Annotated in this window: 16 protein-coding genes and 1 riboswitch; of the genes, 14 read left to right on the top strand and 2 right to left on the bottom strand. The window is 63.3% G+C overall.

Features of this window, described 5'->3' with window-relative positions:
- Positions 1–243: 243 nt before the first annotated feature.
- On the bottom strand, positions 244–387 hold the full coding sequence (locus tag ACSQ3I_RS15785; RefSeq protein WP_436000438.1) for a hypothetical protein: 144 nt from the start codon (positions 385–387) through the stop codon (positions 244–246).
- A gap of 243 nt (positions 388–630) precedes the next feature.
- Between ACSQ3I_RS15785 and ACSQ3I_RS15780 the strand changes: the two genes are divergently transcribed.
- The 7 genes from ACSQ3I_RS15780 to ACSQ3I_RS15750 all read left to right on the top strand — a co-directional run bounded on the left by ACSQ3I_RS15780 (position 631) and on the right by ACSQ3I_RS15750 (position 9,794).
- Complete coding sequence (locus ACSQ3I_RS15780) at positions 631–2,097, top strand: cobyric acid synthase (RefSeq protein WP_436000436.1); 1,467 nt, start codon at positions 631–633, stop codon at positions 2,095–2,097.
- A gap of 82 nt (positions 2,098–2,179) precedes the next feature.
- Entirely contained in the window at positions 2,180–2,581 is a 402-nt protein-coding gene (locus ACSQ3I_RS15775) for a hypothetical protein (protein ID WP_436000435.1), read from the top strand.
- 90 nt (positions 2,582–2,671) lie between these two features.
- A riboswitch (cobalamin riboswitch) is annotated at positions 2,672–3,043 on the top strand.
- A gap of 120 nt (positions 3,044–3,163) precedes the next feature.
- Positions 3,164–3,691 carry a bifunctional adenosylcobinamide kinase/adenosylcobinamide-phosphate guanylyltransferase gene (cobU, locus tag ACSQ3I_RS15770; protein ID WP_436000434.1) on the top strand — a complete coding sequence of 176 codons (528 nt, stop codon included), beginning with the start codon at positions 3,164–3,166 and terminating at the stop codon, positions 3,689–3,691.
- Positions 3,692–3,695: 4 nt separating this feature from the next.
- Complete coding sequence (gene cobW / locus ACSQ3I_RS15765) at positions 3,696–4,745, top strand: cobalamin biosynthesis protein CobW (protein ID WP_436000433.1); 1,050 nt, start codon at positions 3,696–3,698, stop codon at positions 4,743–4,745.
- A gap of 31 nt (positions 4,746–4,776) precedes the next feature.
- Positions 4,777–8,640, top strand: a complete 3,864-nt coding sequence (gene cobN / locus ACSQ3I_RS15760; RefSeq protein WP_436000432.1) for a cobaltochelatase subunit CobN — start codon at positions 4,777–4,779, stop codon at positions 8,638–8,640.
- A 102-nt stretch (positions 8,641–8,742) separates the two neighbouring features.
- Positions 8,743–9,369 carry a cob(I)yrinic acid a,c-diamide adenosyltransferase gene (gene cobO / locus ACSQ3I_RS15755; RefSeq protein ID WP_436000431.1) on the top strand — a complete coding sequence of 209 codons (627 nt, stop codon included), beginning with the start codon at positions 8,743–8,745 and terminating at the stop codon, positions 9,367–9,369.
- Positions 9,369–9,794, top strand: a complete 426-nt coding sequence (locus ACSQ3I_RS15750) for an EamA family transporter (protein ID WP_436000430.1) — start codon at positions 9,369–9,371, stop codon at positions 9,792–9,794. The genes cobO and ACSQ3I_RS15750 overlap by 1 nt, the downstream gene beginning before the upstream one ends.
- On the opposite strand, the gene ACSQ3I_RS15745 is transcribed toward ACSQ3I_RS15750, so the two are convergent.
- The gene (locus tag ACSQ3I_RS15745) at positions 9,791–10,576 is read right to left on the bottom strand and encodes a TSUP family transporter (protein ID WP_436000706.1); all 786 of its coding nucleotides are present in this window, start codon (positions 10,574–10,576) and stop codon (positions 9,791–9,793) included. The genes ACSQ3I_RS15750 and ACSQ3I_RS15745 overlap by 4 nt on opposite strands.
- 115 nt (positions 10,577–10,691) lie before the next feature.
- On the opposite strand from ACSQ3I_RS15745, the gene ACSQ3I_RS15740 reads away from it, so the two are divergent.
- The 7 genes from ACSQ3I_RS15740 (at position 10,692) to ACSQ3I_RS15710 (ending at position 18,195) form a co-directional block, all read left to right on the top strand.
- Positions 10,692–11,105: a cobalamin biosynthesis protein gene (locus tag ACSQ3I_RS15740; protein WP_436000429.1), complete on the top strand. Its 414-nt coding sequence runs from the start codon at positions 10,692–10,694 to the stop codon at positions 11,103–11,105.
- Between the two features lie 129 nt (positions 11,106–11,234).
- On the top strand, positions 11,235–12,194 hold the full coding sequence (locus ACSQ3I_RS15735; protein ID WP_436000427.1) for a nucleoside hydrolase: 960 nt from the start codon (positions 11,235–11,237) through the stop codon (positions 12,192–12,194).
- 240 nt (positions 12,195–12,434) lie between these two features.
- Entirely contained in the window at positions 12,435–13,277 is an 843-nt protein-coding gene (cobA, locus tag ACSQ3I_RS15730) for a uroporphyrinogen-III C-methyltransferase (protein ID WP_436000426.1), read from the top strand.
- Entirely contained in the window at positions 13,274–14,581 is a 1,308-nt protein-coding gene (locus tag ACSQ3I_RS15725) for a cobyrinate a,c-diamide synthase (RefSeq protein ID WP_436000425.1), read from the top strand. The genes cobA and ACSQ3I_RS15725 overlap by 4 nt, the downstream gene beginning before the upstream one ends.
- Positions 14,578–15,576, top strand: coding sequence for a threonine-phosphate decarboxylase CobD (cobD, locus tag ACSQ3I_RS15720; RefSeq protein WP_436000424.1), 999 nt, complete (start codon positions 14,578–14,580; stop codon positions 15,574–15,576). Before ACSQ3I_RS15725 ends, cobD begins: the two co-directional genes overlap by 4 nt.
- Positions 15,573–16,553: an adenosylcobinamide-phosphate synthase CbiB gene (gene cbiB / locus ACSQ3I_RS15715; RefSeq protein ID WP_436000423.1), complete on the top strand. Its 981-nt coding sequence runs from the start codon at positions 15,573–15,575 to the stop codon at positions 16,551–16,553. Before cobD ends, cbiB begins: the two co-directional genes overlap by 4 nt.
- Before the next feature lie 196 nt (positions 16,554–16,749).
- A complete protein-coding gene (locus ACSQ3I_RS15710) occupies positions 16,750–18,195 on the top strand; it encodes an anthrax toxin-like adenylyl cyclase domain-containing protein (RefSeq protein ID WP_436000422.1) in 1,446 nt (481 codons plus the stop codon).
- Positions 18,196–18,428 lie beyond the last annotated feature (233 nt).

Genomic DNA, 18,428 nt, shown 5'->3' with positions numbered 1-18,428 from the left:
TTGAGTTGAGTTCTAAGGCGGCCTTTGTATTGGCAAGCCGCGTGGAAGGATCGGTTCCACGCGGCTTTCGCGCCCAATTCGCCAACCGATCCCAAGCTCTCATGTTCGCATTCGAGGGTCTGGCTTAATCGGGCAATGCCGCCCGTACCCCATTCACAAAAAAACCACCGGGCGAAAGCGGCCGGTGGTTTTTTTGTCTTGGGAGTTCGTGAAGGGGAATTCACGAAGGGAATTCGAAGATAATCAGCCGGCGTTACGGGTGCGGATGAAGCCGAGCGTGCCGAAGCTGGTGTCCAGTTGCTGCAGGCGGTTGTCCGTGCCATAACGCGGCGCCGTGGAACCCCAGGCGATCTCGACGGAATTTTTCTTGCGGAAAATGTACAGCATGGGTTTCCTCGTTTGCCGACAGGATCGGCTGTTTGTTTCTGTTGACGCTTATATACGCCCGGACGGCCACTCATTCAATGGCTGGAGTCGTCGTGCTATGTCGCAAATCGACAAATGTTCATGTTTAAAGTTTCTAAGCTGAGCTTGAGAGGCCGATGGCGTTAAGGGATGCGGCAAAAGCATGGCTGATATGCAACAAATCAAGGGTTTTTGTCCGGTCATAGCTGGACGGAGGAGAGAGGCGTGATGCGGGCGATCATGTTGCAGGGAACGGGGTCGGATGTCGGAAAAACGGTATTGGTGGCCGCCCTGTGCCGTCTGGCCGCGAACCGTGGCCTGAAGGTCCGTCCGTTCAAGCCGCAGAACATGTCCAACAATGCCGCAGTCTCGGATGACGGCGGCGAGATCGGCCGGGCGCAATGGCTGCAGGCCTGGGCAGCGCGCGTGCCGTCTTCGGTGCACATGAACCCGGTGCTGCTCAAGCCGCAATCCGATATCGGCAGCCAGATCATCCTGCAGGGCAAGGTCTGGGGGCAGGCAAAAGGGCGCGACTACCAGCGTCTCAAGCCGCAGCTGATGGAAGCGGTGCTCGAAAGTTTCGATATCGTCGCAAGGGATGCCGATCTCGTGCTGGTCGAAGGTGCCGGTTCGCCGGCCGAGATCAACCTTCGTGCCGGCGACATCGCCAACATGGGGTTTGCGACACGCGCCGGCGTGCCCGTGGTGCTGGTAGGGGACATCGACCGGGGCGGGGTCATCGCCTCGCTTGTCGGCACGCATGCGATCCTGCCGGAAGAGGATCGGCGAATGATTGCCGGCTACATCATCAACAAGTTCCGCGGCGACGTGACGCTGTTCGACGACGGTATCCGCGCCGTGGAGGGGTTTACCGGCTGGCCGTGCTTCGGTGTCGTGCCGTGGCTGAAGGCGGCGGGTCGCCTGCCGGCGGAGGATTCGGTGGTGCTGGAAAGGCTGGCGCGTCCTGAAGGCAGGGCGCTCAAGGTTGCCGTGCCGGTTCTGCCGCGCATCGCCAATTTCGACGATCTCGATCCGCTGGCCGCCGAACCGGAGGTGGACCTCGTTTTCGTCCGCGCCGGCGAACCTCTGCCCGCGGATGCCGGATTGATCGTATTGCCCGGATCGAAGTCGACGATTTCGGACTTGCGGGATTTCAAGGCGGCCGGCTGGGATGACGATATCCGCCGCCATGTGCGGCGCGGCGGTCGCGTCATCGGTGTCTGCGGTGGTTACCAGATGCTCGGCCGGGTGGTGCGTGATCCGCTCGGAATCGAGGGCAGTGTCGTCGAAGCGGAAGGCCTTGGCCTTCTCGACGTCGAAACCGACATGGCGCCCGAGAAGACGGTGCGCAACAGCGAGGCCTGGTCCGTCGAATACGACGTGCCGCTTATGGGATACGAGATCCATCTCGGCGTGACGCGTGGCGGCGATTGCGACCGGCCTTTCATCCGCATCCAGGGCCGGCCCGACGGCGCGGTTTCGGCCGATCGCCGCGTTGCCGGCAGCTATCTGCACGGCTTGTTCGGCAGCGACGCTTTTCGCGCCCGGCTGCTTGCCGATTTCGGCATCACCAGTTCGCGGCAGGACTACCGCGCCTCCGTCGATGCGGCGCTCGACGAGGTGGCCGCCGAGCTGGAAGGCGTGCTTGATCCGGCCTGGCTGGGCAGGCTGCTTGGCGACGGGACCAGCTAATCGGCGCCGCAAGGACGGTCGCGCTTCGCTTCCGGATGTCCTGCTTCTGGGGTATGGTTTGTCGATGCTTGCGGAGAAGACCATGCGGACATTCTTTCTCGCCGCCATGTTGCTGATTTTTGGCGCTCCGGCTCACGCTTTGGGGCTCAATCCGTTCTTGCCCGTTTCCGTGACCTGTCCCGGCGAAGACAAGGTCCTGACAGTCATCTTCGCGGGGAGCAAGGATATGCGCATGCGTGTCCGGGCCGCCTTCGACCCGGGGCTGCAGGGTGTCGATGTCGAAATGACGTCCAGCAGCGGCGAATTCGTTCTTGTCGATTCGATGTCGGCGTTGCAGGCCGAAACGCCGAGCGATCGGATGAGCTATATGCTGAGAGGTTATCTTATCGCGACGCACATGCAGGCCTGCAAGGCCTCCGACGAGGCACGGCGGCTTTTCCAGAAGATGATCGAGGCGAACAAGGCCGAGGTCGGAAAGCTGTGACGCCGCTTTGCTTTCGCTGCCGGTCGTGGCGCATTCGCGTCAGCCGATGGCGATGGCCGCAATTGACTTGATGGCGCCGACTGCTTACATCGTCGCATCATTTTGCATGGTTCCCGGGTCGTGAGACGACCGGGGATGAAAAGGGAATGTGGAAGGACGGACCCAAGCCGGGCGTCCCCATCACAGCCGACCCCGCGACTGTAGAACGGTCAGGGGCATTCGTCGGGTGTCGTCCCGTCTTTCCAGATGGTGCCGCATGGTGCGGACCTGGGACAGGCAAGGGCGGCATTCGAAAAGCCACTGGCATGGCACGCGTGATCAACCGGGGTTGGACGCCTCTCAAGTCTACGAATCGTCCGCCTTTTCACGATTGCCGCCGGGAAGGCGAGAATGCCCCGCCGGCGCTCTTTGGGAGCGCCTGAGACCGCGAGCCAGGAGACCTGCCATGCTGCCGGGCATAATGCCCACCCTGGGGAAAAATCCCCGCTGCCTGCACGGAGGTTGTCATGGCTGCTGCTCCATCCGGTCCCGGCCGGTTTTTTGTTTTTTGCCGCTGCTGGTCGCCGGCGATCTGACCGATTCATGCCGTCCTTGTCTCCCCATGCAACGCTTGTGCTTGGCGGCGCCCGTTCCGGGAAATCCCGCTTTGCCGAAAAACTTGCGCGCGACAGCGGCTTCGATCGCCATTATCTCGCGACGGGCCGGGCTTTCGACGACGAGATGCAGGCGCGTATCGCCAAACACCGCGCCGATCGCGCCGATGCCGGCTGGACGACACATGAGGAGCCGCTCGACCTCGTCGGCACCTTGCTGTCAGCCGATGCGCCGGGACGCGTTATCCTTGTCGACTGCCTGACCCTCTGGGTCACCAATCTCATGATGGCGGAGCGGGATGTGGAGGCGGAGGGGCGTGCACTCGCCGCCCACCTGCCGCTCGCCAAGGCCCGGCTGATCTTCGTTTCCAACGAGGTCGGCCTCGGCATCGTTCCCGAAAACAGGATGGCGCGGGATTTTCGCGACCATGCCGGACGGCTGCACCAGTTGATGGCGGCCGAAGTGCAAGACGTTTATTTTATCGCGGCAGGCCTGCCGCTGAAGATGAAGGGTTGACCCGATGAACCAGGAAAAAATCCCCGCCACCGTCATCACCGGCTTTCTCGGCGCCGGCAAGACGACGATGATCCGCAATCTCCTGACCAATGCCGGCGGCAAGAAGATTGCGCTGATCATCAACGAATTCGGCGACCTCGGCGTCGATGGCGACGTGCTGAAGGGCTGCGGCGCGGAAAACTGCACCGAGGACGATATCATTGAGCTGACCAACGGCTGCATCTGCTGCACCGTCGCCGACGATTTCATCCCGACCATGACCAAGCTTCTGGAGCGTGAGAACCGCCCCGACCACATCGTCATCGAAACCTCCGGCCTCGCCCTGCCGCAGCCGCTGGTCGCTGCCTTCAACTGGCCGGACATCCGCACCCAGGTGACGGTCGATGGCGTGATAACGGTGGTCGACAGCGCCGCCGTTGCCGCCGGCCGTTTTGCCGACGATCACGACAAGGTCGACGCCCAGCGCGCCGAAGACGATTCGCTCGATCACGAAAGCCCGATCGAGGAACTGTTCGAGGACCAGCTGACCTGCGCCGACCTCATCGTGCTCAACAAGACCGATCTGCTCGACGCCGCCGGCATCGACAGCGTCCGCAGCGAAGTCGCCTCGCGCACGGCGCGCAAGCCGACGATGATCGAGGCGAAGAACGGTGACGTGCCCGCCGCCGTGCTGCTCGGCCTCGGCATCGGCACGGAAGCCGATATCGCCAACCGTAAGTCGCACCACGAGCTGGAGCATGAAAGCGGTGAGCCGCACGATCACGACGAGTTCGACAGCTTTGTCGTCGAGCTTGGCCCGGTGGCCGATCCGGTGGCCTTCGTCGAAAAGCTGAAGCCGGTCATCGCTGAACACGACGTGCTGCGCCTGAAGGGTTTCGTCGACGTGCCCGGCAAGCCGATGCGCCTGCAGATCCAGGCCGTCGGCAGCCGCATCGACCACTATTTCGACCGCGCCTGGACCCCCGGCGAAGACCGCGCCACTCGCCTCGTGGTCATCGGCCTGCACGACATGGACGAGGCCGCTGTGCGGGCGGCGATGGCCGGGTTGGTCTAAAAGCGCCACACATACGTACTGAAAGGTAGCGATGCACCTTCTCCTTGCCCAGAAAGGATCGATCGCGGATGGCGACGAGGCCGTCGATCTCGGCCAGTCACCCGGCGACATCCTTTTCCTGTCCGCCGCCGATACCGAGCTTGCGGCGGTTGCGGCTGCCCATGGCGATGACGGCGGGCTGCTGCAATTGCGGCTCGCCAGCCTGATGAGCCTGCGCCACCCGATGTCGGTCGATACCTATATCGAGCGCACGGCGCGGCATGCCCGGCTGATCGTCGTGCGGGCGCTGGGTGGGGCGAGCTATTTTCACTACGCGCTGGAAGCGCTGCATGCGGCCGCAAGGCGCCAGGGCGCGATGATTGCCGTGCTGCCGGGTGATTCCAAGGCGGATCCTGGGCTTGCGCCGTTTTCCAACGTCGCGCTCGATGATCTCAATAGCCTCTGGTCCTACCTGATCGAAGGCGGTGCGGAAAATTATCGCGCTTTCCTCGAATATGCCGCCGCACTTGTTTCCGGAACGCCGAAACCGGCGGCGGCGACGCCGCTGGCCAAGGCGGGTATCTGGTGGCCGGGCAGGGGCGTGGTGACGGTAGACGAATGGCAGATGCTGTCGGCATCGTTCGACGCCGGCCGATCCGGTTTGCCGGCTGAGCGGCCTGCCGGGTTGAATACGAATGATCAGGGGCAGGTGGTGCCGACTTCGGAAGCGGTTCGGGAAGAGCGCCCGGCCGTCGCCATTTCCTTCTATCGTGCCCTCGTCCAGAGCGGCGAGACAAAGCCGGTCGAGGCGATGATCGAGGCCTTGCAGAATGAAGGGCTTCGGCCCTTGCCGGTGTTTGCCTACAGCCTCAAGGATGGCGATTCGATAACGGCGATCGGCGAGGTCTTCGCGGCGGTGCAGCCTGCCGTGGTCGTCAATTCGACCGGGTTTGCAGTGTCCGCGCCGGCTGCCGAGCGAAAGCCGACCGTGCTCGAATCGACCGGCGCCGTTGTGCTCCAGGCGATCTTTTCGGCGTCGTCGCGGGAAGCTTGGGCTGCCTCGGCGCAAGGGCTGTCGGCCCGCGATCTCGGCATGAACGTGGCGCTGCCCGAGGTCGATGGCCGGGTGCTGTCGCGGGCGGTCTCTTTCAAGTCGGCGGTGCGTTTTGACGAGCGGGTTGAAACGAATATCGTCACCCACGAGCCGGATGCCGGGCGCATGGCTTTCGTCTCCCGGCTTGCCGCCAACTGGGCGCGGCTGCGCCGGCTGCCGGCGGCGGAGCGGCGTATCGCCGTCGTGCTCGCCAACTATCCGAACCGCGATGGCCGCCTCGGCAACGGTGTCGGGCTCGATACACCTGCCGGCACTGTCGAGGTGCTGAAGGCGATGCGAGGTGAAGGTTATGCCGTCGCCGACCTGCCCGCAGACGGCGATGCACTGATCCGCTACCTCATGGACGGTCCGACCAATGCGGCGCGGGATGGCCGGGTCATCCGCGAGACGCTTTCGTTGAATCAATACAAGGCGTTCTTCGCGTCGCTTCCGGTTCAGATTCAGGATGAGGTGACAGGTCGCTGGGGCGCGCCGGAGGCCGATCCGTTTTTCGACGATAGGTCTTTTGCCCTGTCGCTCGCGCGTTTTGGCAGCGTCATGGTCGGCATCCAGCCGGCGCGAGGCTATCAAATCGATCCGAAGGAAAGTTATCATTCTCCCGATCTGGTGCCGCCGCACGGATACCTCGCCTTTTATGCCTATCTGCGGCAGGTCTACGGCGCCGACGCCGTCGTCCATATGGGCAAGCATGGCAATATGGAGTGGTTGCCGGGCAAGGCGCTCGCTCTGTCGGAAAACTGCTATCCCGAAATTGTCTTCGGCCCGACGCCGCATCTCTATCCGTTCATCGTCAACGATCCCGGTGAGGGCAGCCAGGCGAAACGCCGGTCCGCCGCCGTCATCATCGGCCACCTGACGCCGCCGCTGACGCGGGCGGAGAGCTACGGGCCGCTGAAGGACCTGGAGGCGCTGGTCGACGAATATTACGAAGCCTCCGGTGTCGATCCGCGCCGCCTAAAACTGTTGCGCAAGCAGATCCTCGATCTCGTCACCGATATCGGCCTCGACCGCGATGCCGGCATCGAAAAAGGCGAGACGGAGGAGAAGGCGCTGGAAAAGCTCGACGCCTATCTCTGCGATCTCAAGGAAATGCAGATTCGCGACGGCCTGCATATTTTCGGCGTGTCGCCGTCAGGGCGGATGCTGACCGACCTGACCGTAGCGCTCGCCCGCGTGCCGCGCGGTCTTGGCGAGGGGCGCGACCAGAGCCTGCAGCGGGCGATTGCGGTCGATGCCGGGCTGACAGCCAGGGCCGGCGATGCTTCTCCCGCATTCGATCCGCTGGATTGCGACATGGCGGCCGAATGGGTCGGTGCGCGTCCCGATCTGATCGCCGGCCAGTCGGCCGATACATGGCGCTCCAGCGGCGACACGGTCGAGCGCATCGAAATCCTCGCCGGCCGGCTGGTCTCCGGCGCGCTTGCCTGCCCGGAAGACTGGACGGCGACGCGGCTGGTGCTCGATGAGATCGAGGCACGGCTGAAACCCTCGGTCGAGGCATGCGGCGCAGCCGAGGTGAGCGGCATTCTGGCCGGTCTCGCCGGCCGTTTCGTGCCGCCCGGTCCCTCCGGGGCGCCGACGCGCGGCCGTCCGGATGTGCTGCCGACCGGCCGCAATTTCTATTCCGTCGACAGCCGCGCCGTGCCGACGCCGGCGGCCTACGAACTGGGGCGCAAATCGGCGGAGCTTCTGATCCGCCGATATGTGCAGGATCACGGCGACTGGCCGCAGAGTTTCGGCCTCACCGCCTGGGGCACCTCGAACATGCGCACCGGCGGCGACGACATCGCCCAGGCCTTAGCGCTGATCGGCGTCAAACCCGTCTGGGACATGACCTCGCGCCGCGTCACCGGCTACGAAATCATTCCGCCAGCCCTTCTGAAGCGGCCGCGGGTGGATGTCACCCTGCGCATCTCCGGCTTCTTTCGCGATGCCTTTCCCGAGCAGATCGCCCTGTTCGACAAGGCAATCCGTGCCGTCGGCGGGCTGGAGGAGGATGCCTCCGACAACCCCATCGCCCGGCGCATGCAGCAGGAAACATTGCGTCTCGTGGCCAGTGGGCTCGATGAGAAGGCTGCGGCGCGCCGCGCCGGCTACCGCGTCTTCGGCTCCAAGCCGGGGGCTTACGGCGCCGGCTTGCAGGCGTTGATCGACGAAAAGGGCTGGGAAAACCGCGCTGATCTTGCCGAAGCCTATCTGGTATGGGGCAGTTACGCCTACGGCGCGGATGCGGAGGGACATGCCGAACGTGGCCTCTTCGAGGAGCGGTTGCGGTCGATCGAGGCCGTCATCCAGAACCAGGACAACCGTGAGCACGACCTGCTCGACAGCGACGACTATTACCAGTTCGAGGGCGGCCTGTTTGCAGCGGTCGAAAGGCTGTCCGGTGTCGGTCCGCGTGTCTATCACAACGATCATTCGCGCCCGGAAAAGCCGGTGATCCGTTCGCTGGAGGAAGAAATCGGTCGCGTCGTGCGGGCCCGCGCCGTCAATCCGAAATGGATCGAGGGCGTGATGCGGCATGGCTACAAGGGGGCGGCCGAGATCGCCGCCACGGTGGATTTCCTCTTCGCTTATGCCGCGACGACCGGCATGGTGTCCAACCACCATTTCGATGCCGTCTACCAGGCCTATATCGTCGACGAGCATGTGCGGCAATTTCTCGCGGAGAAAAATCCTGCCGCACTCGACGAGATCAAGGCGAAGATGCTGGAGGCGATCGATCGTGGGCTGTGGACGCCGCGCTCGAATTCCGCCCGCTTCGACCTGGGCAAGGCTGTGGCACTGACGCTGGGCGGATGAGCAATTCCAGCAAAAGTGCGCAGCGGTTTTGCGTCCGGAATTGCGTAAAAACAAAATAGTTCGGAACCCGGCATAAACAGAACAAACCAAAAGGGAAGAGACATGGAAGAAGCAGAGATCACCCGCGACGACGACAGCCGCCATGCGGAAAAGATGGCCAAGAAGAAGGCCGCCCGCGAAAAGATCATGGCGACCAAGACCGACGAGAAGGGCCTCATCGTCGTCCACACCGGCAAGGGTAAGGGCAAATCCTCCGCCGCCTTCGGCATGATCTTCCGCCATATCGCCCATGGCAAGCCTTGCGCCGTGGTGCAGTTCATCAAGGGAGCGATGTCGACCGGTGAACGCGACCTGATCGTCAAGCATTTTGCCGATCTCTGCGAATTCCACACCATGGGCGAAGGTTTTACCTGGGAAACCCAGGACCGCGCCCGCGACGTCGCCACGGCCCATGCAGCCTGGGAAAAGGCCAAGGAGCTGATCCGCGACGAGCGCAACTCAATGGTACTGCTCGACGAGATCAACATCGCCCTGCGTTATGATTATCTCGACGTCAACGAGGTCATCGCCTTCCTGAAGGACGAAAAACCCTACATGACGCATGTGGTGCTGACCGGCCGCAACGCCAAGGAAGAACTGATCGAGATTGCCGATCTCGCGACGGAGATGGAGCTTCTCAAGCATCCGTTCCGCTCCGGCATCAAGGCGCAGGCAGGCGTCGAATATTGATGGGCGAAAGCTGGATCTTCTGGGCGCTTATTTCGGCGGTCTTTGCGGCGTTGACCGCAATCTTCGCCAAGGTCGGCATTGCCGGCATACCGTCCGATCTGGCGACGTTGATCCGCACATTGATCATCGTCGTCTTCCTGGCGGCGATTGTCTTCGCCACCGGGCAGTGGCGGTCGCCATCGGAAATTTCCGGGCGTACCTGGTTGTTTCTCGGCCTGTCGGGATTGGCGACGGGGGCGTCCTGGCTTGCCTATTTTCGCGCTTTGAAGATTGGCGATGCGGCCCGCGTCGCGCCGATCGACAAGCTGTCGATCGTGCTGGTCGCCGTGTTCGGCGTCATCTTTCTCGGTGAAAAACTGTCGCTGATACATTGGGCCGGCGTGGCGATGATCGCCGCCGGCGCGCTGGTGTTGGCGGTATTCTAGAACCCCAACCAAACCCGGGCCGGGTTGGCCGGGTCGGAAAGCAGTTTCAGCGCCAGCACCATGCAGGTCACCACCAGCAGCGGCTTGATGATTTTGGCGCCGCTGCGCATCGCCAGCCGCGAGCCGGCCTGGGCGCCAAGGAACTGGCCCAGGCCCATCAGCAGGCCGACCTTCCACAAGATGACGCCGTTGAGCAGGAAGACGGCGAAGGCGCCGACATTCGAGCCGAAATTCAGGAACTTGGTGTGCGCCGTCGCTTTCAGCAGGCCGAAGCCGGCGAGCGAGACGAAGGACAGCATGAAGAAGGAGCCGGTGCCGGGCCCGAAGACGCCATCGTAGAAGCCGATGGCGGGCACGAAGGTCAGGCCGAAAAGGAAGGGCGTGATGCGGCGGTGGCGGTCGTCGTCGCTGAGGTTGGGCTTGACGGCGAAATACAGGCCGATGGCAATCAGCAGGAAGGGCAGGGATGCCCTCAGGACATCGCCGGGAACGATGGTGGCGAGAACCGCACCCAGTGCGCCGCCGATTGCCGACATCACGGCCATCGGCAGCTGCTCGCCGAGCTGGACATGGCCGCGCCGCGAATAGGCGATGGTGGCGGAAGCCGAGCCGAACAAAGATTGCAGCTTGTTGGTGCCCAGCGTTTCCAAAGGCGGAATGCCGGCGATCAGCATGGCGGGCACGGTGATCAATCCACCGCCGCCGGCGATGGAATCGACGAAGCCGGCAAAAAAGGCGGCAAGGAACAGGAAGACGAGAAGATGCGTGGCAAGATCGGACACGGTGGGGCTTTCGGGCATGCTGTCGGCATCGCTTTGTTGCATTTGCTGCGGCGAAGGGCAATGCTACCGCTCTCCCTGCCCGAAAGCCGCCAACACGCAATGACCCTGCCACGCCATGTCCGAAGCCGATAATGTTCGCCTGAAACACCGTCTTTACGTGCTGGGGCTTGGATGCCGCCCCGGGACGACGGGCGACGAACTGATCGCCCTTGCCGAAACCGCGCTGCACCAGGCGTCGCTCGAGCACGATGCGCTGGGCTTGATCGCCTCTTTCGATGCGCGGCGAAACGATCCGGGCATCGCGGCCGTTGCCGGTCACTTCGGATTACCGACGGTCTTTTACGATGCGGCACGGCTGGAAATGGAGACGCCGCGGCTGAAGACGCCTTCCGCCTCGGTATTCGTGGCAATCGGCTGCCATGGTGTGGCGGAGAGTGCCGCCCTTGCTGCTGCAGGGCCTGCGGCCGTACTGATCCTGGCGAAGATCCGTTCCGGCCAGGCGACGGCGGCGATTGCCGGCGAACCCTGAAAAAACGGCGGCTGCGGCATATCCGCCATTGCGCAAAGCCCGGCGATCGATATCTTGTCCCTCGTCTCGGCGGGCCGGCCGTTGCCGGTTCCCCGCCCAAGAACAAGAAGAAAATCAAGGAAGAAAACCATGCTCAAAGTGATTTACGATACCGATCCGGGCGTCGACGACGCCATGGCGCTTTTGTTCCTGCACCGTCATCCGGATATCGACCTGATCGGCGTCACCACTGTTTTCGGCAATGCGTCGATCGAGACGACCACCCGCAATGCGCTGTTCCTGAAGCGTGAGTGGGGCATTGCCGCCCCCGTTGCCAGGGGTGCCAACGAGACGATCAATCCGTCGCGGCCGCATGCCGACTGGCCGACCTTCATTCATGGCGAGGACGGGCTGGGCAATATCGGCGTTCCCGAGACCATCGACCTGCCGGTCGACCGTCGCCCGGCCTATCGCTTCATCATTGATGCCGTGCGTGCCCATCCGGGCGAAGTGACGTTGATCGCCGTCGGCCGGATGACCAATCTGGCGCTGGCATTGCGCGAATCGCCCGAGATTGCCGGGCTGGTCAAGGAAGTGATCGTCATGGGCGGCGCCTTCGACGTGCCAGGCAATGTCACGCCCGCCGCGGAAGCCAATATCCATGGCGACCCGGAAGCAGCCGACATCGTCTTTACCGCGCCGTGGAAGGTCACCATTGTCGGCCTCGACGTCACCACCAAGACGGTCATGACCGGCGGCTTCCTCGCCGAGATGGCGGTGGCTGGCGGCAAGGATGTGCAGCTGCTCTCCGACTTGTCGCAGTTCTATATCGACTTCTACAAGCAGCGTGTCGGCGACGGCATGGTGATCCATGACAGCTGCGCCTGTGTCTATCTCGTGGCGCCGGAACTGTTCGAGACCCGCAGCGGCAGCGTGCGTGTCGTCTCCGGTGGGCTGGCCGATGGTCAGACGATCCAGAAGCCGGACGGTCGTCATTTCGGCCCGAGCGCCTGGGACAATCTGCCGAGCCAGACGGTTTGCACCGCAATCCAGCCCGACAAGGTGCTGCAGGTGATCCGCAGCGCTATCGTCGAGGCTGCCCGCGCCTGAAAATGCCATGTGAGGGCCGGGCGATTTCAGTCGCCCGGCCCCAAAAGGCGAATCCGCGCAGAGGGATAATTGTCTTTCTTCGCAGATCGATTCCGCGTCTTCAGGTTTTGAATCAGCAATTGCCGACATCGTTCCTGTCGTGCTCGGCAAAGCCGGTAGCGTTTCCGGACGGCAGTCGGACCGGCTCTGCCTTTAGCCTTGCAGATTGCAATTTTGCGTCGGCGGGCATAGGAAACCCTGATGAATAACAGTGCATTTTCTCATCTTGCGTCGATCGAGCCGGGCTCGGTCTGGCTGGTCGGCGCCGGCCCCGGCGATCCGGGGTTGTTGACGCTGCTCGCCGCCAAGGCGCTCGGTGAGGCGGACGTGATCGTCCATGATGCGCTGGTCAACGAGGATTGCCTGAAACTCGCCCGTCCCGGCGCCGTGCTGGAATATGCCGGCAAGCGTGGCGGCAAACCGTCTGCCCGGCAGCGCGACATTTCGCTGCGATTGGTGGAATTGGCGCGGGCCGGCCATCGCGTGTTGCGGCTGAAGGGAGGCGATCCCTTCGTCTTCGGCCGTGGCGGCGAAGAAGCGCTGATGCTCGTCGAGCACAATGTGCCTTTCCGCATCGTGCCGGGCATCACTGCCGGCATCGGCGGTCTGGCCTATGCCGGCATTCCCGTTACCCATCGCGAGGTCAATCACGCCGTCACCTTCCTGACTGGGCACGATTCCTCCGGCCTCGTGCCAGACCGCATCGACTGGGAGGCCATCGGACGCGGATCGCCTGTCATCGTCATGTATATGGCGATGAAGCATATCGGCCAGATCAGCGCCAACCTGATCGCCGCCGGCCGCCATCCGGATGAGGCCGTCGCTTTCGTCTGCAATGCGGCGACACCCATGCAGACGGTTCTGGAAACGACGCTTGCCCGTGCCGAGGCCGATGCGGCCGCCGCCAACATCGAGCCGCCGGCCATCGTCGTGGTCGGCGAGGTGGTGCGGCTGCGGCCGTCGCTCGATTGGCTGGGCGCGCTGGCCGGCCGACGGCTGGTCTCGGAGCGGCTTGCCGATCCGCAGCGGAAAGAGACGGCATGAGCGGCCTGCTGATCGCCGCGCCGTCTTCCGGCTCCGGAAAGACGACGGTGACGCTCGGCCTGCTGCGGGCCTTGCGTCGGCGCGGCGAGCCGGTCGCTCCCGGCAAGGCCGGTCCCGATTATATCGATCCCGCCTTCCATGCTGCCGCAAGCGGCGTCGCCTGCCTCAACTTCGATCCCTGGGCGATGCGGCGTGAATTGCTTCTCGCCAACGCCACTCTGCACGCCTCGGGCGGCCGAACGCTGGTGATCGAGGCAATGATGGGGCTGTTCGACGGTGCGGCCGATGGCACCGGCTCGCCGGCCGATCTTGCCGCGGCGCTCGGGCTTTCGGTTGTGCTGGTGGTTGATTGCGCCCGCATGTCGCATTCGATTGCGGCGCTGGTCAGCGGTTACGCCAATTTCCGCGTCGATACCCGCGTTGCCGGCGTCATCCTCAACCGCGTCGCCACCGATCGCCACGAAGCGATGCTGCGGCATGCGCTGGATGCGATTCGTATGCCGATCTTCGCCGTGTTGCGTTCCGATGCAGCGCTGGCGCTGCCGGAGCGTCACCTCGGGCTGGTGCAGGCAGGCGAGCATGAGGCGCTCGAGGCCTTCATCGACCACGCCGCCGATGCCGTCACGGCCCAGTGCGATCTCGGCCGTCTGTTGCATATCGCCCGGCAGGTGCCGGATCGTGCTTCCGAGGCCAACATCGCCCGGCTGCCGCCGCTCGGCCAAAAGATCGCCGTGGCCCGCGATCTCGCTTTCGCCTTTTCCTACGAGCACATGCTGCTTGGATGGCGCAGGCGTGGGGCGGAGATTTCCTTCTTTTCGCCGCTGGCGGACGAGGCGCCGGCCGTTGATGCCGATGCCGTCTACCTGCCGGGTGGCTATCCGGAATTGTACGCCGGCCGGTTGGCCGCTGCTGATGGTTTCCGGCAGGGCATGCTGGCTGCCTCCAGCCGGGGCGCCCGGATTTTCGGCGAATGCGGCGGTTACATGACGCTGGGTGACACGCTTGTCGATGCGGCAGGCGAAAGCCATGCCATGCTCGGCCTGCTGCCGCTGGCGACCAGTTTTGCGAAGAGGCAGCGGCATCTCGGATACCGTAAGGTTGTGCCGATGTCCGACGCATTTTTCACGCGGGCGATGACGGCGCATGAGTTTCATTACGCCACCATCGTGTCCGAAGGCGATGCGGAGCGGTTGTTCCGTGCCAGCGATGCGCTCGGTGCCGATCTCGGCGAGGTCGGCCTGCGGCGCGGACTGGTTGCTGGCTCGTTTATCCACCTGATCGATATCGCTGGAAACGACGCATGACGGCTGCGATCGTGCATGGCGGCGGGATAACGGCCGCAGCCGCAGCGTATGGCGGCCGGCCTGAGGACTGGCTCGACCTGTCGACCGGCATCAATCCCTGTCCACCCGATCTTCCTGATATCGATGCTCGCGCCTGGCATCGGTTGCCCGATCGACACCTTGTCGATACGGCCCGCGAGGCGGCGCGTGACTATTATCGAACCGGCGCGATCCTGCCTTTACCGGTTCCTGGCACGCAATCGGTGATCCAGTTGCTGCCGCGGCTGGTTCCCGCCGGCAGCCGCGTTGCCATCCTGTCGCCGACCTACGGCGAATATGCCCGCGCCTTCACGATGGCCGGGCTGACCGTCGATGCGATTGCCGAACTGGATGCGGTTTCCCCCGAGCACCGGCTTGTTGTCGTCGTCAATCCCAACAACCCGACAGGGCAACTCCACGACGTGGAGGCATTGGAACGGCTGCGCCAGCGGCTTGAAGCATCCGGTGGCCTGCTGGTCGTCGACGAGGCCTTCGGGGATGGCGCCGGGGCAAGCATTGCTGCGGACGGGCAGGTGAGGCCGAACCTGATCGTCTTCCGCTCCTTCGGCAAGTTCTTCGGCATGGCCGGCGTCCGGCTCGGTTTCGTGGTTGCCTCGGCGGAACATCTGGCCTCGTTCGAGCAATGGCTGGGGCCATGGGCGGTGTCGGGACCGGCGCTTTCCGTTGCAGCGGCGTTGATGCGATCGGATGTGGCGGCAATCGGCGATGGCATCGCTGCCCGCAAGGCCGGGCTGGTTTCAGTACTCGGTTCGGTGGGACTGGCGATTGCCGGCGGCACGTCTTTGTTCGCGCTCGTCGATGATCCGCGGGCGGCGGCGCTGCAGGACCATCTCTGCCGCCACCATATTCTCGTTCGCAAATTCGACTACGCGCCGACCTGGCTGCGTTTCGGGCTGGCACCGGATGCGGAAGCCGACGAGCGGCTGCGTGCGGCTCTCGCCGGGTTCATCCGATGACCGGCAACCTCGTTGTTCTGGTGCTTGCCTTGCTCGCCGACCGCATCGTCGGCGATCCGCCGTGGCTGTGGCGGCGCCTGCCGCATCCGGTCGTGCTGTTCGGCAAGGCGATCTCCGTGATGGACGGCTGGCTGAACCGGCCCCGATTTTCCGCCCGGACACGCCGCCGGAATGGTGTCGTCGCCATCGTCGTGCTGTTGGCGGCAAGTGCCGTGGCGGGTTGTCTGCTGCATGCCGGATTTGCGCGTCTTGGCCTCTTCGGAATCGCTGCGGAAATCGTCCTCGTTGCAGTTTTCCTGGCGCAGAAGAGCCTTGCCGATCATGTCGCCGCCGTTGCCGCCGGCCTGAGGCGCGACGGTCTTGCCGGCGGTCGCCGGGCGGTGTCGATGATCGTCGGTCGCGATCCGGAAACGCTGGACGAACCGGCCGTCTGCCGCGCGGCGCTGGAAAGCCTGGCGGAAAATTTTTCCGATGGCGTCGTGGCGCCGGCCTTTTGGTATGCGGTTTTCGGTTTGCCGGGCCTGCTGGCCTACAAGATGCTCAACACCGCCGATTCGATGATCGGCCATAAATCCGAAAAATATCTCGATTTCGGCTGGGCTTCGGCCCGGCTCGACGATCTCGCCAACTGGCCGGCGGCACGTTTTTCGATGCTGCTCCTGGCTGCCGGCGCCTGGCTTGCGGTCGGTCGGGAGGCGGCGTCGAATGCTGTGCGGATCGGGCTACGCGACAGCGGCCTGCACAGGTCGCCGAACTCGGGCTGGCCCGAAGCGGCCATGGCGGGCGCTCTGGATGTGCAACTGACGGGGCCGCGGATCTACGGCGGAATCAAGGTCAGCGAGCCGATGATGAACGGGGCGGGGCGGTCTGCGGCGGCCGTCGGCGACGTCGAAACGGGCATCGGCATCTTCAACGGTGCCTGTTCCGCTCTGGCCTGCTGCGCCCTCGCGCTGCTGGTACTGCTGCTGCCGTTCTGACAGGCGAAGCGGATTCTTCTGCCCGTTCGTAGAATTGTTGCCGTAGCGTTTACTCTAAATTTCTTCCGCAGGCGTGATATGGGTTCATGTACGCTTTGCGCTGCTCCGGCAGTGCCGTCTTCTTGCGACACGATCTTACTGCCTATCGATATTGGACGGCTTGCGCATCAATCACTTTAACGCGGGAGAACCGAGCATGACTGTCGTCCATGGACTTGATCTGTCTTTCCTTCACAATCAGAACGGCATGACGAAGAGCGACATGCTGCAATGCTCGACAGCCGCCACGAACCTGAACGAAGTCATCATTTTTCGCTCCACCGGCCCCTGGGCGAAGCGCTGGATCGAGCGGGGCTATCCCACCAAGAATTTCCACGTCAAAGGCAAGAGTTCCGACTGGGGTCCGCATGCCGGCCTCGTCCCTTATGACGGCACCTACAGCAAGGTCGGATATGATCGGGAGAAGGCGAAGAAGGGTACGGAAGCCAATGACGACGGTATCCGGTCGGGGTTTGCCGGCAAGGCGACGCTCGTGCTCTCCCGCGAACAGATCGCCGAACAGGATTATCGCGCCGAGGGCCGTCCGCCGCGTACGGCCCTGATGTCCGTGACGCCGGTGCCGGGATCCGATAACCTGACGCTTTCGGCGCGGCGCAGCGGCGATGGTTTGCAGGTCATCTTCCTGGCGCGCAAAAGGCAGGATGGGCGCTACGACATCCTCGTCTATCCGACCCGCTCGGGCACGGATATCCGGCCGGTGACGCAGCTGGCCTCGAAAGGATTGGTCAGCAACAGCGTGTTGCTGGCGCAGGATCGCGACAAGAACGGCACCTCGGCTTTTCCCCTTGAAGTCATGACGTCGCTGGAAATCGGCGCCGGCCAGGCGATGACCGGCGACTATGACCTTTTTGCCGTGTGCCCGACCTGGGCCAACTACGGCAGCCAGTCGTCGCGCGAGATCAGCAAGGCCGGCATCAGCCTGATGAATGGCAGGACCCATGACGGCCTGTCCTATGCGGCCGGCGTGGGCATGGACAACGTGCTCGACGCGCGCCTTGCGACCGGCGGTACGGCAGCCATGGATTTCAAGAACCGCGCGGCCGCTTATCGCAACAACTATGCCAACAATCTCGGCGATACCACCCGGAAATGGGTTGCCGACGGTCAGGGCGGTTATCGCCGTGGCGGCCTAACCACCCGCGCCAGCGAAGACACCTACAAGATGATCTTCGTGGCATCGAAATACGGCGAGCACGGCGACATGGGCAACCTGACGCCGCGCATCCTGCGTTGCATCAACACGCTCAACGGCCTGATGGGGGCGACCGGTGAAAGAGGCGCCTTGCGCCGGGTGCATCATAATGCCGAATCGCACCGGTTCCGGTTGTTCGGCGCGCTCACCGCCACCGACATGGTCACCAAGAAGGATGGCGAGGAATATGGCGACGGTTTTCCGCTCACCGTTTTCCAGCCGTTGGCGCTACAGAAAGCCGGCAAGCCCGCCAGCCGTTATGGTGACGTCTGCACGCTGGAAACGCTGCAGGAATTCCAGGCCTATGCCATGGCGCTCGCCGAGTCGGGTTATTACGTCCCGAAGAACTGGGTCTGGAACATGCATGTTCCGCCGGCAGCCCGTGCATGAACGCCTGTTAGGGCCCTTGACGACGGGATTTGCCGAAAGGCCGCTCCGGGTTTGCGTATTCCGCCAGTCTGGCGCTTTCCGTATTCACTTTTCCGTGTATATCAATGTCTATTTATACTGTGTCGGTCGGTGTTTTCGGTTTTGGTCGTTTTCAAAAATTTAACTATGCTTTTTATGGTGATGCTTACTCCAGAATTTAATCGAATATAGTCGAAATCCATGTATTGTATTCC

This window comes from Rhizobium sp. LjRoot30 (genome assembly GCF_964253915.1).
In the GTDB taxonomy this organism is placed as follows: domain Bacteria; phylum Pseudomonadota; class Alphaproteobacteria; order Rhizobiales; family Rhizobiaceae; genus Metarhizobium.
The sequence above is the reverse complement of the archived record's forward strand: the minus strand, read 5'-3'. Positions and strand labels throughout refer to the sequence as shown.